14 protein-coding genes are annotated in these 15,331 nt (G+C 58.9%); 8 read left to right on the top strand and 6 right to left on the bottom strand.

What is annotated here, in order from left to right:
• Nucleotides 1-7: 7 nt before the first annotated feature.
• Complete coding sequence (locus tag ACFFK0_RS26170) at nt 8-775, top strand: LytR/AlgR family response regulator transcription factor (RefSeq protein WP_377473506.1); 768 nt, start codon at nt 8-10, stop codon at nt 773-775.
• A 64-nt stretch (nt 776-839) separates the two neighbouring features.
• Complete coding sequence (locus ACFFK0_RS26165; RefSeq protein ID WP_377473503.1) at nt 840-1,121, top strand: hypothetical protein; 282 nt, start codon at nt 840-842, stop codon at nt 1,119-1,121.
• Here ACFFK0_RS26165 and ACFFK0_RS26160 read toward each other — a convergent pair.
• From ACFFK0_RS26160 to uxaC, 6 genes are all read right to left on the bottom strand, one after another.
• Nucleotides 1,099-1,323, bottom strand: a complete 225-nt coding sequence (locus ACFFK0_RS26160; protein WP_377473501.1) for a hypothetical protein — start codon at nt 1,321-1,323, stop codon at nt 1,099-1,101. The two genes, ACFFK0_RS26165 and ACFFK0_RS26160, sit on opposite strands and share 23 nt — an antisense overlap.
• 97 nt (nt 1,324-1,420) lie before the next feature.
• Complete coding sequence (locus tag ACFFK0_RS26155) at nt 1,421-2,500, bottom strand: AbrB family protein (protein WP_377473499.1); 1,080 nt, start codon at nt 2,498-2,500, stop codon at nt 1,421-1,423.
• Nucleotides 2,501-2,518: 18 nt separating this feature from the next.
• Nucleotides 2,519-3,697, bottom strand: a complete 1,179-nt coding sequence (locus tag ACFFK0_RS26150; protein ID WP_377473497.1) for an acyl-CoA dehydrogenase family protein — start codon at nt 3,695-3,697, stop codon at nt 2,519-2,521.
• Nucleotides 3,698-3,702: 5 nt separating this feature from the next.
• Complete coding sequence (locus ACFFK0_RS26145; protein ID WP_377473495.1) at nt 3,703-4,263, bottom strand: GNAT family N-acetyltransferase; 561 nt, start codon at nt 4,261-4,263, stop codon at nt 3,703-3,705.
• Nucleotides 4,264-4,316: 53 nt separating this feature from the next.
• Nucleotides 4,317-5,498 carry an MFS transporter gene (locus ACFFK0_RS26140; protein ID WP_377473493.1) on the bottom strand — a complete coding sequence of 394 codons (1,182 nt, stop codon included), beginning with the start codon at nt 5,496-5,498 and terminating at the stop codon, nt 4,317-4,319.
• Nucleotides 5,499-5,604: 106 nt separating this feature from the next.
• On the bottom strand, nt 5,605-7,017 hold the full coding sequence (gene uxaC, locus ACFFK0_RS26135) for a glucuronate isomerase (protein WP_377473491.1): 1,413 nt from the start codon (nt 7,015-7,017) through the stop codon (nt 5,605-5,607).
• A 183-nt stretch (nt 7,018-7,200) separates the two neighbouring features.
• On the opposite strand from uxaC, the gene ACFFK0_RS26130 reads away from it, so the two are divergent.
• The 6 genes from ACFFK0_RS26130 to ACFFK0_RS26105 all read left to right on the top strand — a co-directional run bounded on the left by ACFFK0_RS26130 (nt 7,201) and on the right by ACFFK0_RS26105 (nt 15,316).
• The gene (locus ACFFK0_RS26130; RefSeq protein WP_377473489.1) at nt 7,201-8,970 is read left to right on the top strand and encodes an ABC transporter ATP-binding protein; all 1,770 of its coding nucleotides are present in this window, start codon (nt 7,201-7,203) and stop codon (nt 8,968-8,970) included.
• Nucleotides 8,954-10,867 (top strand): ABC transporter ATP-binding protein, encoded by a 1,914-nt coding sequence (locus ACFFK0_RS26125; protein WP_377473487.1) that lies wholly within the window; start codon nt 8,954-8,956, stop codon nt 10,865-10,867. The genes ACFFK0_RS26130 and ACFFK0_RS26125 overlap by 17 nt, the downstream gene beginning before the upstream one ends.
• A gap of 288 nt (nt 10,868-11,155) precedes the next feature.
• Nucleotides 11,156-12,214: an ABC transporter substrate-binding protein gene (locus ACFFK0_RS26120; RefSeq protein ID WP_377473485.1), complete on the top strand. Its 1,059-nt coding sequence runs from the start codon at nt 11,156-11,158 to the stop codon at nt 12,212-12,214.
• Nucleotides 12,215-12,254: 40 nt separating this feature from the next.
• Complete coding sequence (locus tag ACFFK0_RS26115) at nt 12,255-13,097, top strand: ABC transporter ATP-binding protein (protein WP_377473483.1); 843 nt, start codon at nt 12,255-12,257, stop codon at nt 13,095-13,097.
• Complete coding sequence (locus ACFFK0_RS26110) at nt 13,090-13,926, top strand: ABC transporter permease (RefSeq protein ID WP_377473481.1); 837 nt, start codon at nt 13,090-13,092, stop codon at nt 13,924-13,926. Before ACFFK0_RS26115 ends, ACFFK0_RS26110 begins: the two co-directional genes overlap by 8 nt.
• 19 nt (nt 13,927-13,945) lie before the next feature.
• Nucleotides 13,946-15,316 (top strand): LLM class flavin-dependent oxidoreductase, encoded by a 1,371-nt coding sequence (locus ACFFK0_RS26105; protein ID WP_377473479.1) that lies wholly within the window; start codon nt 13,946-13,948, stop codon nt 15,314-15,316.
• The last annotated feature ends 15 nt before the right edge of the window (nt 15,317-15,331 follow it).

The following is a 15,331-nucleotide window of genomic DNA, read 5'->3' as shown; positions in this document are numbered from 1 at the left end:
CAAAGACATGGAAGCGGACAAACTATCATGCATTATCGCAGAGGATCATGCCGAGCTGGCCAGTATGCTTGAACAGCTGGCAAAGAACGAGGAGCTGGAGGTCGTCGCCACCGTCAATTCCGGGCTATGCTTGGTCGAGTGCGTACGGGAGAACCGCCCCGATTTGCTGCTTGTCGATATTACGCTGGAACGTCTCGACGGATTATCGGCATGCCGCCAGCTATTGGACGAGGGCTTCAGCCCTCAGCTCATCATCGTGACCGGCTCGATTTCCTCGTATGATTTGCTGGCTGGCATTAAGCTTGGCACGATCGACTATTTGCATAAACCGGTCGACCCCGGGGATTTCAGCGCGGCTATTCGCAAAGCGAGACTGCGTATCCAGGAAGCGAAGCTGGCCAATATGGTGCGGAGAAACTCCGACCGGCTGATTCGCATAACGAAGAATTACCGGGATATCGAGCTGAAGGAGCAGGATGTGGTGTTCGTGGAGAAGACGGACAAGAGAGTGTTTGAAATTCACATGGCCGACGGTTCGATCCATGAATCCAGTACCAATCTGGACAAAATTAAAAGGCAATGCTCGGATGCGATTTTCTTCCCGCACAAGAGCTTCCTGGTCAATTTCCACTACATCCGCAGTGTGCTTCCGAATCTGGCCGTGGAAGGGAATTATGATATTTTACTCGCTCACCATCCGGATATCGTTCCGCTCACACGCCGGCATTATCGTGAATATGTAAAATTGAAATTACAGCTGCAAGCAGGGAAATAGCTTTCGAGGGCGAATAAGTGGAACTGAGCGGTTGGGAACCAAAATCAGGGAGGAATGGAATCGGATGAATACGGCGAGACAGCCTCGGCACGAACTTCTGTTGTTCAGTGAAGTGCCTTCCTTCAGCGGAACGTGGTCGATCTTGTATTCCGCTGACGCAAAGCGGACGATTTGTGTATATCAGCATATCCAGCTGATGGTTGAAGTAGAGACTGGGGATGCGTTTCACCAGTATCTGCTGCTTTCGGAGATAACGGATTGGATCCGGGAATATCCCGAATCCATGACTGCACAGCTGCTTCTCGAACTGTGCGGCGGCGACGCTAATCAAGCTCGACAAAAGTGATGATCGAAGAGGCTGCGTTCGGAAGCAGCTCGACGTTGGCCAATGTGAGTCTTAATTTATGCTTCACTTCTTGAACCGAACCGCCGATAATTTCCGCTTGAAGCTGAGGAACGTATCCGCGGAACAGATCGTCCCCGATTTGCGTAATCACGACGCATACGGCATTGTTCGATACTTTGTTGACCGCCCTAGTGCTCTTCATGAAATTCAGCTCCACCTGTATGTGTTGGTCAAGCATTACTCCCATAGTAACATCGCTATGGAAGCTTGAACAGGCTTCGTAACGAAGAGGCGGGAAGTTAGTCCGATCCGGCGGACGCTTCCCGCTTTTCCATGCGCTGGAACAGCCATTTGAGCATCGGCGGGACGGCAAAATAAATAAACAGCAGCCGAAAGGTTTGATAACTGGTCACAATCGATAAATCGGCACCGGTTTCATGGGCCATCAGGCCCATTTGATCCATGCCGCCGGGCGACAGGCTGAGAAACGACGTTATGGCCGCAGCGTTGTGAAGTCGGCTGTGCAGCCAGGTGAGTACGAGCGAGACGGCGATCAGCACCGAGCCTCCGGCAAGCGCAAGCGTGATCGTCCGCGCTTTGTGCGGCAGCTTGCCCGGCTGGAGCAGCAATCCGACATAGCAGCCGATGACAAGCTGAGAGAAGGCCAGCAGGGGCGACGGCAGCTCCGGGCCGTGGAAGCCGCACAGCGCCGCAGCTGCGGCGGCCAGCATCGGTCCGAGCATATGGGCGGTCGGCAGCTTGCACGCTTTGCCTAGAATGACGCCCAGCACACACACCGGCAGCAGGATCGGCAGGCCTGACAGAAGCGCCGGCCATTCGGCTGCTGCCGAACCGGCAGCAGCCGCTCCGCCGACATGCTCCCCGCCCAGCAGCGGACTGAACAGCAGCAGCGGAACGACGATGACGATCATCATCAGCCGGACCACTTGAAATAAAGTGACGATGGTGACGTCAATCCTCGGAAACTCCTCGGCCAGCGTGATCATTTGCGTGAGCCCGCCGGGAATGCTGCCGGTCATCAGCGTCGGGAAATTGATTCCAGTTAGCCTCGATATGATGACGGCCGTTCCTGCACACATCACGACCAACGTGACCGTCATCAGCAGCATGGAAGGGAGCTGGCGGCCGATTTCGACGAGAGCGTCGCGGGTGAGCGACAAGCCCATCGAATAGCCGGTGAGCACAAGACCGATATCGCGAACGTAGCGGGGCCATGCCAGCCGGAGCTTCGACGAGTTGTTCGCGATAAGCACGGCAATCATCGGTCCGAGGAGCCACGGTATCGGTATATGAAGAAGGTTGAATAGGGCGGCCCCGGCTAGGGCGATCAGCAGTGTAGTCAGGCTGGGGCGAATCATGAAAGGTCACATCCGTTCTTATTTGTTCGGCGCTTCGCAGAGAGCTTCCAAGGCCAAGCTGCGCAGGACGGCGTCGTCCATCGGCGGATTGCTGAGCCCCGCTCGTACGTCCCGGTAATACCGCTCCAGCGGCAGCGACCGGGAGAGCGCGCTGCCGCCGACGATCCGCATCGCCAGATCGACGACTTCAATCGCCGAATTCGTCGTCACGTATTTGGCGAGGCCGAGCTCCGTCTGCATGCCGCTGCGATGCTCCGGAGCGTCGTCCCAAGCGGCCGCAGCGGCGAACAACTGGGTGCGAGCCGTACGCAGCTTCGCTTCCATAAGCCCGATCTTGTGACGGATATGCTCCAGCTCGGCGATCGGTCCGGGCAGCGCTGCCGGACGGTACTCCTTGGCGAACTTCACCGCGAATTGCGCGGCGGCTTGGGCGATGCCGAGGTAGCAGGCCGGAATGTGCAGCAGCCAGCCGCCGGCGTCGAGCTGCTTCCGCTCCGGGTCCGACACAATCAGCGCGTTCTCGGGGACGGCAACCTGATCGAGCACGATATCGTGGCTTCCGGTCGCGCGCATGCCGATCGTGTCCCATGTTTCTTCGATTTGTATACCGGCGTTCTTCGGGATCAGAAATTCGCCGACCTGCTCCGTGCCTTGGATCGAGGCTTTTACAAGAAAGAAGTCGGCGGCCGGACTGAGCGTGCTGAACGTCTTGCGGCCGGTCAGGACCCATCCGTCCTCGGTGCGAACTGCTGTCGTACGGGGCATGCCGCCGCGGCTCGGACTGCCGGAGGCCGGCTCGGTGGCGAAGCTGTTCAGCAGGGCGCCCCTTTCCTGAACGGCCCGGCATAGCGCGTCGAACTGTTCAGGAGCCCAAGCCCGTGTCGTGCGAAGCTGCAGCAGCAGCCCCATGTGCCAGCCGATCGCCAGCGCCGTCGAGCCGTCGCCCCGTGCGAGCCGTTCCTGCACGAGCAGCAGCTCGTACAGCGTCAGCTCCTCGCCGCCGTATTCGCGGGGAAGCGGAAGCCTGACGAAGCCGGTTGAGCGAAGCTCGTCGTAGTTGTCGAAAGGAAACGTCCCGTTGCGGTCGTGCTCCGCCGCCCGCTGCGCGAAGGAAGCGGCAAGTCCGTCGGCCAGTCTGCACAGCTGCGCTTCCCGCTCCGTACGGGGATAGCCGGGAAAACGGATCGGTTCGTTCATTGTCGTTACCTCCCTCGATAAGCGCGTTGATGAAAGTCCGTTATGTAGGAGAACAGCGTTTCTCCGTCCAGCGGTACGCCTGCACCTTGCCGAAGCGGCAATACCATCGCCCGATACGGCTCCGGAACCCAAATATACGTGTGCACGTAGGACGTTAACTGAAACCCGCACCGCTGCCAGAAACGAATCCGTCCCCGATTATCCGGCGTATCCTCCGCTTCGACCTCGATCACGAGCATATCCAGCGGCTGTTCCTGCCCGACCTGCTGCTTTAACCGGCCGATAAGCTCCCGGCCGTAGCCTTCTTCCCGGCGCCGGGCAGCTACGGCCAAGTAATCGATCACGAGCGCACGCCTCTCATGCTTGCGGACGATGCCGGCAATGGCCATCGCGACCGGCTCCCCCTCCTCCGTCAGCACGTACAGGGAGCCGACGCCCCGCTCCAGCAGGCTGCGAATAACGCGCTCGGGCTTGCGCCCTTCCTTCGGAAACGCGTGGTCGTAGATCGGTTCCGCCTTGGCCCACCATGCCGCATCCCAGCCGTCGATTTGATGCAACTCCGCCATGCTCGGTCACCCCGTTCTTCAATATCCCCCTATTATACGCGAAAACTTCGGCTTTACGAAGCATCCGCTTCCTTCGCCAATGCGGCGGCGCTGCGGGAAACGAAATACGGAACCGAGCCGGCGCAAGCCAGCGCCGCCAGCAGCAGTGTGATAAACCACGGTCCGCTGAGGCTGGTTAGCGGCAGCACAAGTCCGAGCAGGATGATGCGGGTAACGTTGAGAAACATTTCGCGCCAGATGAAGATGCGGGCCTGCTCGATCGGCGTGTACTTCGTAATCATCGAGAATTGCTGCGTGTTCCACACCGTAGCGAAGTAAAACATGCCGACCGTCGTCAAGATGTTGGAGAGCACGAGAAACGGCGCATGCTGCAGCAGTGCGGCCAGGAAGCCGACGGAGACGGCGGCCATGCCGACCGCCAGCCATATTCCGGCGGACAGACGCGCTTTGCGGTACAAGATCATCGCTCCGATCGCCGATGTAGCGTACAGCACATTCAGCAGAGCGATAACGAGCTTATCTTGGGAAACGGAGAACGTAAAGATCAGTGCGAACAATCCTTGAAACTGCAGGAAAAAGCCTGCCGCAAGACAGGACGGCACCATCCAGCGCAGCGACGATGCGGCGTAAACCCGGCGCAGCGACAAGCCCCGAAAGAGCGGCTCGGGGGCGTCGGCGAGCGACACGCGGGGAATGAAGAACGACACCGCCATCAGTATCGTCACGAATACGAACATGAGCAGGAACGAGCCGGCGTAACCGATCCAACGGATGACGAGCGCGAACACGATCGGATTGACGATGGAGATCGCTTGCCCGTTAATGCTGGCGAGCGAAAAGTAGCTTTCAAAATCTTTGCCGCGGCCCAGCATGGATAACGTTATATTTTGCGCGATGGCATAGGAGCCCCACATTGCGCCGACCGGAACGGCGATGACGGCAATCCACAGCATGCGGTTGTCAAGCTCCAGTACGGAGAGAAGAGTGAATATCGCCGCACCGCAGAGGGCGATGCAGCGCAGCAGGATCCGGTTCGAATAGCGGGAGATCAAGCGGGCGCCGACGACGAAGCATACGGTCCACGAGACGAACATGACCAAATTGAACCAGGCGACGTCGAATATGCTCTTGTTCTTCTCCCACAAGTACAAATTTACGAATATGCCGATATAGTTGAAAATAATATTCGAGGAAGCGTTCATGATCAGCATTCGCTTCGTGTCTTTGGATACCATCTGCCGGGGACATCTCCTTTGCTTTGCGCGGTCTTGCGGTAAGGAAGAAAAACGCCCGCCGGCGCGAAGACCGGTGAGCGTCGAAATCAATCGAGGCGGCAGCGGCTTATACGCCGAAGCCGAAATATTCGTTTGCGTTATTGTAGCAAATATCTTGAACGATACCGCCGAGCAATTCCATGTCGTTCGGCGCTTCGCCCTGCTCCACCCACTCGCCGAGAATGTTGCACAGAATGCGGCGGAAGTACTCGTGGCGCGTGTACGACAGGAAGCTGCGGGAGTCGGTCAGCATGCCGACGAAACGGCTGAGCAGTCCGAAGTTGGCAAGCGTCTTCATCTGCGCGATCATGCCGTCTTTCGTATCGTTGAACCACCAGGCGGAGCCGTGCTGGATTTTGCCGGCGACGCCGCCGCCCTGGAAGCTGCCGATAATCGATGCGATCACATCGTTGTCGCGCGGATTCAGCGAGTAGAGGATCGTCTTCGCGAGCAGATCCTCGCCGGCCAGCGCGTCCAGCAGACGGACAAGCGGCTGCGCGATCAGGCTGTCGTTGATCGAGTCATAGCCGGTGTCGGGGCCAAGCTTGCCGAACATCCGGGTGTTGTTGTTGCGATGAGCGTTAATATGGAACTGCATCGCCCAGCCGCGCTGTGCGTACAGCTTGCCGAGGAAGACGAGCGTGTACGTCTTGTACTTCTTCTCTTCCTCCAGAGTAACGCCGCCGCCCTGCAGCGCCTTGGCATAGATCGCCGCCGCTTCTTCCTTCGTCGTGTCGGCATAAGCGACATAATCCAGAGCATGGTCGGAGACGAGGCAGCCGACTTCATGGAAGAAGTTGACCCGGCCTTCCAGTGCGGCTAACAGGTCGTCGTAGGTGGCAATCGCACTTCCATGCACCTGGCCCAGCTTCTCGATCCACGGCAGGAACGTTGCGCGGTTAATTTCCAGCGCGCGGTCCGGACGGAAGGAAGGGAGCACCTTGCAATCGAAGTCAGGGATTTGTTTGATTTTGATATGATACTCCAGCGAATCGGTCGGGTCGTCGGTCGTGCAGATCACCTTCACGCCGGACTTGACGATAAGGTCGCGAGCGGCGAAGCCGCCGGCGTTCAGCTGGGCGTTCACGTTCTCCCAGATGGCAGGCGCATTCTTCTCGTTGATGATGTCTTCGACGCCGAAGAAGCGCTGCAGCTCCAAGTGCGACCAGTGGTACAGCGGGTTGCCGATCGTCATCGGCACCGTGCGGGCGTAGGCAAGGAAGCGGTCGTAATCGGTGGCGCCGTCTCCGCCGGTAACATATTTCTCCTCCATGCCGGCGGCGCGCATCGCCCGCCACTTGTAGTGGTCGCCGTACAGCCAAGCTTCGGTCAAGTTTTTGAACGACTTATTTTCGTAAATTTCCTGCGGGCTGAGATGGCAGTGGTAGTCGATGATCGGCATCGCCTTGGCGAAATCGTGGTACAGCCGGATAGCGGTCTCGTTCTGCAGCAAAAAGTTTTCATCCATAAAGCGTCTCATGTAAGGGCATCCACCTTTACCTGTATTAGCATTGTTCACGTGAACAATTACTGCTTATTCACCATGTTACTCCACTGCGGCGATAATTACAACGAAAATGTTCACGTTAACAATTCCCGTAACTTTTATGATCGAGTAGTGACAATTCCGCTTGCCAGGAGTATCGTACAGGATAGACAGCATATGCCGGAGGAGAGTGAAGCAGGCGTGTTCCGCAAATATTACCGCAAGCATGGTTTCATGTTCGGCGTCGCCATCTTGTTCCTGACGATAGAGGCGGCGGCCGACCTGCTGCAGCCGACGATAATGGCGCACATCATCGATGAAGGCGTCGCGGAAGGACGCATGGATTATGTAGTAAAAATGGGGGCGTTCATGCTGCTCATAACGGCCTTGGGAGCGATCGGCGCCTCGGTTCGCAACATCGTATCCAGCCGCGTGTCCGGGCAGTTCGGCGCCGAGCTTCGCGCGGACTTGTTCCGGCATATCCAGAAGCTCGGTTTTGCCAAGCTGGACCGATTCGAGCGGGCGTCGCTGATCGTACGGATGACGAATGACGTGACGCAAGTCCAGAACTTCGCGAACGGGCTCATGCGCATCTTCGTCAAGGCGCCGCTCCTGTGTATCGGCAGCTTGATCATGGCGGTCCGTCTAAACCCGGAGCTGTCGCTCGTGCTTGTGGTCGTCGTGCCGCTCGCAGGCCTGTTCGTTGCCATGAACTTGCGTATCGGCGTCCCGTATTTTACCCGCATGCAGAAGGCGCTCGATCGGGTGAACGGCATTATCCGCGAGTATTTGGCGGGCGTTCGTGTTGTGAAAGCGTTTCACCGGTACGATGCGGAGACGCTCAAGTTTGACGGCGCTAATGGGGAATACAGGGACAGAGCGACGGATGCGGCGCGGATTGTCGCTTTCTTCAGCCCAACCGTCATGCTGACGATGAATATGGGGATCGTGGCGGTGCTGTGGTTCGGCGGTCATCGAGTAAGCGGCGGCGGGATGCAGGTCGGCCACATCGTCGCTTTCATCAACTACATGACGCAAATGCTGTATGCCTTCATGGTAGTGACGATGGTATTCACGATGTTCGTTCGTGCGAAGGGCTCCGCCGCCCGGATCGGCGAAGTGCTGGCCGAGCGGAACGATATGGCGTGGGTGGACGGGGCAGTATCTGCGGCGCGGGCATCCGAACGCGGTATGGTGGAGTTCGATGCCGTGACATGCCGATACGGGAAAGCGGACAGCGCTCCCGCGCTGCGCGACGTCAGCTTCGTATGCCGTCCGGGCGAGACGATCGGCATTATCGGTTCGACCGGTTCGGGAAAAAGCACGCTGGTCGGCCTCATCCCGAGATATTACGAGGCCGATTCAGGGACCGTGAAGGTGAACGGCATCGATGTGCGGCTTTGCGATCCGAAGGAGCTGCGTCGACGTATCGCCGTCGTACCGCAGAAGACGATGCTGTTCACCGGAACGGTGGCCGACAACATCCGCTGGGGCAACGAGGAAGCTACCAGGGAGCAAGTCGAGCAGGCGGCGCGGATGGCGGAAGCGCATGAATTTATCTCGAAGCTGCCGGAAGGCTATGATGCGCCGGTAGGACAAGGCGGGACGGGCTTCTCCGGAGGGCAAAAGCAGCGGCTGGCCATCGCCAGAGCGCTGGTGCGGCAGCCGGATATTCTTATTCTCGATGACTGCACGAGTGCGGTCGATGCAGCGACGGAAGCCCGCATCAAGTCCGCGCTGCGGACGTACGCCAAGGGGCTGACGTGCATATTGATCGCACAGCGGATTACGTCGGTCATCGATGCCGATCGGATCGTCGTTTTGGATCAAGGGGAACTTGCCGGCATCGGAAGTCATGCGGAGCTGATGGACAGCTGCCGTGTATATCGCGAAATTTACGAATCCCAACTCGGCAAGGAGGGGAACAGCCATGCAGCGTCCGTCTGACAGAGAAGCCGCCGATTCGCATGGACAACAGGCTGCCGCCGCAATGCTGCGGCCGGGTCCGGGAGGCTTCGGCGGTCCGGGTATGCGGGGACGGGGCGGTCCGGTAGTGAAGCCGAACGATTTCCGGGGGACGATGGGAAGGCTGTGGCGCTATTTCGGCAAAGAGCGCGCCCGGCTTGCCGTCGTGTTCGTCATCATTTTGATCAACTCGGCGATCATGCTGCTCGGACCGTATTTGATCGGGATGGCGATCGACGCGATGACGTCCGGAGCGGGCGGTACGGTCGATTTCAGCGTATTGAAGCTCGCGGTGATCGCCTTGGTCGGCGCTTATGCAGCCGACAGCGGCCTGTCGCTCGTTCAGGCGACGCTTGCCGCCGGCGCAGCCCAGCGCGTTGTCGCATCGCTGAGAAGAGCGCTGTTCGATAAGCTGCATACGCTGCCGGTCGGGTACTTTGATTCGAGGCGGCACGGCGAAGTGATGAGCCGGCTGTCGAACGATATCGATAATGTCAGCATGACGATATCCCAATCGATGACCCAGCTGATGGGCGGAGCGATCGCCATCGCCGGATCGCTGATCATGATGCTCATGCTCAGCCCCCTGCTGACGCTGGCCAGCCTGATCACGGTACCGCTTGTGTTCGGTCTGGCCCGCATCATAACGAAGCGAACCGGCGTATTGTTCAAGGAGCAGCAGGCCCAGCTCGGCAAGCTGAACGGGCATGTCGAAGAATCGATATCCGGCCTGGAGCTCGTGCAGGCGTTCGGACGCGAAGAGCGGGTCATTCGGGAGTTCGAAGAAGTAAATGAAAGGCTGTACCAGGTAGGACTCAAGGCGCAAATTTGGTCAGGCTTCATGATGCCGCTGTTAGCCGTCATCAACAACCTGGGTTTTGCTGCGGTTGCGATCGTCGGGGGGATTCTGGCGGTGAAAGGCATGATTACGGTCGGCGTCATCGCCGCCTTCCTCAGCTATTCGCGGCAATTCGTCAGACCGCTTAACGAGCTCGCCAACATTTACAACGTCTTCCAGTCGGGGGTTGCCGGTGCGGAGCGGGCCTTCGAGGTGCTGGACGAGCGCGAAGAGAAGTCAGACCCTCCGGGCGCCGTCGCGATCGCGAGCCCGCGAGGCGAAGTCGTCTTCGATAACGTCGGCTTTGGCTATCGGCCGGACGTACCCGTCTTAAGCGGCGTCAGCTTTCGGGCGGAGGCGGGAAGCCGGACGGCGTTCGTCGGACCTACGGGAGCGGGCAAGACGACCGTTGTCAATTTGCTGACGCGCTTCTATGACGTAACGGAAGGGCGCATTACCATCGACGGGCTCGACATTCGGGATTATACAAGGGACAGCCTGAGGCGCTGCTTCGGAATCGTGCTGCAGGACACGTATTTATTTTCGGGAACGATCAGAGACAACATCAAGTACGGCAAGCCGGATGCAACCGACGAAGAGATCATTGCGGCAGCCGTCATGGCCAATGCCGACCCGTTCATCAGAAGACTGCCGCAGGCGTACGATACCGTTCTGACGGAGAACGGCGGGAGTCTGAGCCAAGGTCAGCGGCAGCTGCTGGCCATTGCCCGCGTGTTTCTGGCCAAGCCGTCGATCCTCATTCTCGACGAGGCGACAAGCTCGATCGACACGCGCACGGAGCAGCATATCCAGGAAGCGCTGCTGCGCGTCATGCAAGGCCGAACGTCATTCATTATCGCACACCGGCTCAATACGATCCGAGACGCCGATCAAATTCTGGTTATCGATCAAGGCGGCGTGGCGGAACGCGGCTCCCATGAACAGCTGATGAGCGCCGGAGGCAAGTACGCGCACATGTTCGAGAATCAGTTCAAATCGGTACGGCGAAGCTTTATGTCGGAAGGCGAAGCGCAGCGATAGTGCGTGCGAACTATTTCCATAATTATAGTAAAATTGGTATTGACGGTAACGTTCGTAAGGTGATATAGTCGGTATCAATAAAACATACTAAACGAATCGGAATTAGGTGAATTCAACCGGGCCTCCGGAGACCAAGCCGCTTATTCAAGCGCCAGGTCTCCTTTTTTTGTTGTGCCCGTTACGATCCGACGGTTGCTTCTTGTCTTTGCTCCGAGATGAACGCGCGATAGTTTCGGGGTAGGGACATTTTTATAAGCATTGATTAACAATTAACGGGAGATGTGTAAAATGATGTTTTTGTTGGCCAGACAAAAAAAGCGAATCCGGCGAATATGGGGGGCTATCGGAATTGCACTTTGTCTTCTGTTCACGGCGCTGCTGTCCGGCTGTGCCGGCAGCTCCGCCGGAGCGGCCGCTTCCGGTCAGCCGGAGAAGCTCGAGCTCCGCTATCAGGGCTCGGTCGGCAACGTGACGTTTCCCGAGCTGGCCGAAGATCTCGGCTATCTCGCTCCGATCAAGCTGAAGTGGATCGGCAATACGATCAGCGGTCCGCAGGACATCCAGACGGCCGCGACCGGTGATGTCGACTTCGGCGGCGCCTTCAACGGGGCGATCGTGAAGCTGATTGCGGCGAAGGCGCCGATAACGGCCGTCATCGGCTACTATGGGGTCGACCAGCACACGTACAGCGGCTTCTTCGTGACAGAGGATTCGCCCATCAAGTCTCCTAAGGATCTCATCGGCAAGAAGGTAGGAATGAACACGTTAGGGGCGCACCATGAGTCGATGCTGAAGGAGTATTTGCACCGTAACGGCCTTACGAACGAGGAAATCAAGCAGGTTACGCTCGTCGTCGTCCCTCCGGTGAACACGGAGCAATCGCTGCGCCAGAAGCAGATCGACGTTGCCGTTCTCGGCGGCATTCTCCGCGACAAAGCGCTAGAGCGCGGAGGCATCCGGCCGCTGTTCACCGACTACGATTTGTTCGGCGAATTCACAGCCGGCAGCTACGTGCTGACGAACAAGTTCATCAAGCAATATCCGAATACGGCCAAAAAGTTCGTCGAGGCGACCGGCAAAGCGATCGAATGGGCCCGTACGAACCCGCCCGACGTCGTTAAAGCCCGCTTCGAAAAAATTATTAAAGAACGCGGCCGCAATGAGGACGCCTCGAATGTGCCGTACTGGAAGAGCACGGGCGTCGCCGGCAAAGGCGGCTGGATCGCGGAGAAGGAATTCGGCGTATGGGTCGACTGGCTTGTCAAGGACGGACAGCTGAAGGAAGGTCAGCTCAAGGCGGCAGAGCTGTATACGAACCGGTTCAGCGCTTATCCGGACGGGAAATAACGGGCGGGCAAACGCTTTGTAATAAGGAGGAAGCGGGATAATGACTGCAAAAATCAGCTTTCAGCACGTGGGCAAGACGTTTCGCACGAAGAGTGTGAAGGGCGCGGTTACCGAGTTCACGGCGCTGCAGGATATTCATTTTGACGTTCGGGAAGGAGAATTTATGGTCATCGTCGGTCCGAGCGGATGCGGCAAATCGACGCTGCTCGACCTGCTCGGAGGCCTCGCGAAGCCGACCTTCGGCTCGATTCTGCTGGACGGCAAGCCGATCACGGGGCCGGGGCTCGATCGGGGCATCGTATTTCAGCAATATGCGCTGTTCCCCTGGAAGACGGCTCAGGGCAACATAGAATTTTCGCTCGAGGCCAAGGGCGTAACGAAAGCCGAGCGAGTCGAGCGCGCACGCCATTACTTGGAGCTTGTCGGCTTGAAGGGCTTCGAGCAGCGTTACCCTCACGAGCTGTCGGGCGGCATGAAGCAGCGCGTCGCGATCGCCCGCAGCCTCGCCTACGATCCCGATGTGCTGCTCATGGATGAACCGTTCGCCGCGCTCGATGCGCAAACCCGGGAGACGCTGCAGGCCGAGCTGCTGCGCATTTGGCAGCAGACGCGCAAGACGATCGTGTTCATTACGCACGGCATCGACGAGGCGGTGTATCTCGGGGAGCGGGTGGCCGTCATGACGTCCCGTCCGGGCAGGCTCAAGCAGATCGTCGACATTCCGCAAGGGCTGAAATCCGCTGAGGACGACGTACGCTCGAACGCCGAGTTCGTCCAGCTTCGCCACGAGGTCTGGAGTCTGCTGCGGGATGAAGTGGCGAAGGCGCAGCAGCTCGAACATAGCGACAAATTGAAGGATAAGGAGGCGGTACGCCTTGGCTAGTGTCGGAGATTCCGCAGTATGGAGAGAGCAGCCGGTGCAGGTGCGCAGGCCGGCGGTGAGGCCGAGTCAAACGCTGCTCAAGTTCGGGCGCAGCGTGGCCGCGATTGCCGCCTTGCTGGCGGTATGGGAGCTTGCTCCCCGAATCGGGGCGGTGGACAGCACGTTCCTGCCGCCGTTCAGCGAAGTGCTCCAGGCATGGTGGCAGCTCGCCCTCTCCGGCGAGCTGGTCAGCCATTTCGGCTCGAGCATCGCCAGATCGCTAACCGGCTTTCTGCTGGCGAATGCGATATTCATTCCGCTCGGGCTTCTGGTCGGCTGGTATAAGCCGCTCGCTTCCCTGCTGAATCCGCTGCTCGAGCTGTTCCGCAATACGGCTGCGCTGGCGCTGCTGCCGGTGTTTATTTTGATTCTCGGCATCGGGGAAACGTCCAAAATCGCCATCGTCATGTACGCCTCCTCATGGCCGATTCTGCTCAATACGATATCGGGCGTACGCAACGTCGACCCGCTGCTGATCAAGTCGGCGCGCTCGATGGGATTGACGCCGAGGAAGCTGTTTCAGAAAGTGATTCTGCCCGCCTCGCTGCCCACGGTGTTTACCGGCGTACGTTTGGCGGGTGCGAGCTCGATTCTTGTTCTCGTTGCGGCGGAAATGGTCGGGGCGAAGGCGGGGCTCGGGTATTTGATCAACTATGCGCAGTTTAATTTTCAAATTCCGAACATGTATGCCGGCATCGTGACGATTTCGGGTCTCGGCCTGCTGTTTAACGGCGCTCTCGTCGCGCTGGAGAAAACATTCACGGCCTGGAAGCATACGCAGGCTGACTAGTGATAAGGAGGATACAAGGATGAGCGTACATGGCAAGCAAATGCGGCTCGGAGCCTTCTTTATGATCCCGGGGCATCATGTCGCGGCCTGGAGACACCCGGAGGCGGCGTCTGCCGACCTGATGAAGCTGGACTTCTACAAGAAGCTGGCGGCGACGGCGGAGCGCGGCAAGTTCGATATGATTTTCCTGGCGGACGGTTATGCGGTGTCGGAGAAGTTTCCGTCGGCGCTGCGGCATACGGTGCACACCCGGCCCGAGCCGTTTACGCTCCTGTCGGCGCTCGCTGCGGTGACGGAGCGCATCGGCCTGGCGGCAACGGTGTCGACCACGTATAACGAACCGTTCCATGTAGCCCGCAAGTTCGCTTCGCTCGACCATTTGAGCGGAGGGCGCGCGGCCTGGAACGTCGTCACCTCGAACAGCGAGGCGGAGGCGCTTAATTTCAGCAAGGACCGGCACTTGCAGCACGATCTTCGCTACGGCCGGGCCCGCGAATTCGTCGACGTCGTTACCGGTCTGTGGGACAGCTGGGAGGACGAAGCGCTTGTAGTCGATAAGGAAACGGGCATTTTTCTGGACAGCGACAAGGTGCATGCGCTCGATCATAAGGGCGAGTGGTTTGCCGTACGCGGCCCGCTCAACATCGCCCGCCCGCCGCAGGGCCACCCGGTCGTTATTCAGGCCGGTTCCTCCGAATCCGGCAAAGAGCTCGCCGCCGAGACGGCGGAGGTGATCTTCACCGCTTGGCAGACGCTGGCCGAAGCGCAGGCGTTCTACAGCGACGTGAAGGGAAGGCTGGCACGGTATGGCAGATCCCCCGACGATTTGAAAATTATGCCCGGCGTGTACCCCATTATCGGCCGTACGGAAGAGGAGGCGGAGGAGAAGCGGGAGCTGCTGAGAGAGCTTATTCCGGAGCCGGCCGGCGTTGCGCTGCTGTCCTCGCTCATTTCGTTCGATCTGTCCCCGTACCCGGTCGACGGTCCGCTGCCGGAGCTGCCGCAGCTGAAGGACGTGAACGGCGGCAAAAGCCGGTTCCAGCTGCTCAAGGATTTGGCCGAGCGCGAGGGGCTGACGATTCGCGGCTTGTACCGCCGCATTGCGGGCGCCCGCGGCCACCGCGAAATCCACGGAACGCCGGAGCGCATCGCCGATCAGCTGGAGGAGTGGTTCCGCTCCGGAGCGGCGGACGGCTTCAACATTATGCCGCCGTTTTTGCCCGGCGGACTGGACGACTTCGTTGAGCTCGTCGTACCGGAGCTGCAGCGGCGAGGCCTCTTCCGTACGGAATATGAAGGCACGACGCTGCGCGAGCATCTGGGGCTGCGGCGGCCGCTCAGCCGCTTCGGCAAGCAGGGGCAAGGCCAGGCGCTGGTATCATCCCAATAACCATTCATAGAGGAG

The organism is Paenibacillus chartarius (genome assembly GCF_042432825.1).
GTDB classification, from domain to species: domain Bacteria; phylum Bacillota; class Bacilli; order Paenibacillales; family NBRC-103111; genus Gordoniibacillus; species Gordoniibacillus chartarius.
The sequence above is the reverse complement of the archived record's forward strand: the minus strand, read 5'-3'. Positions and strand labels throughout refer to the sequence as shown.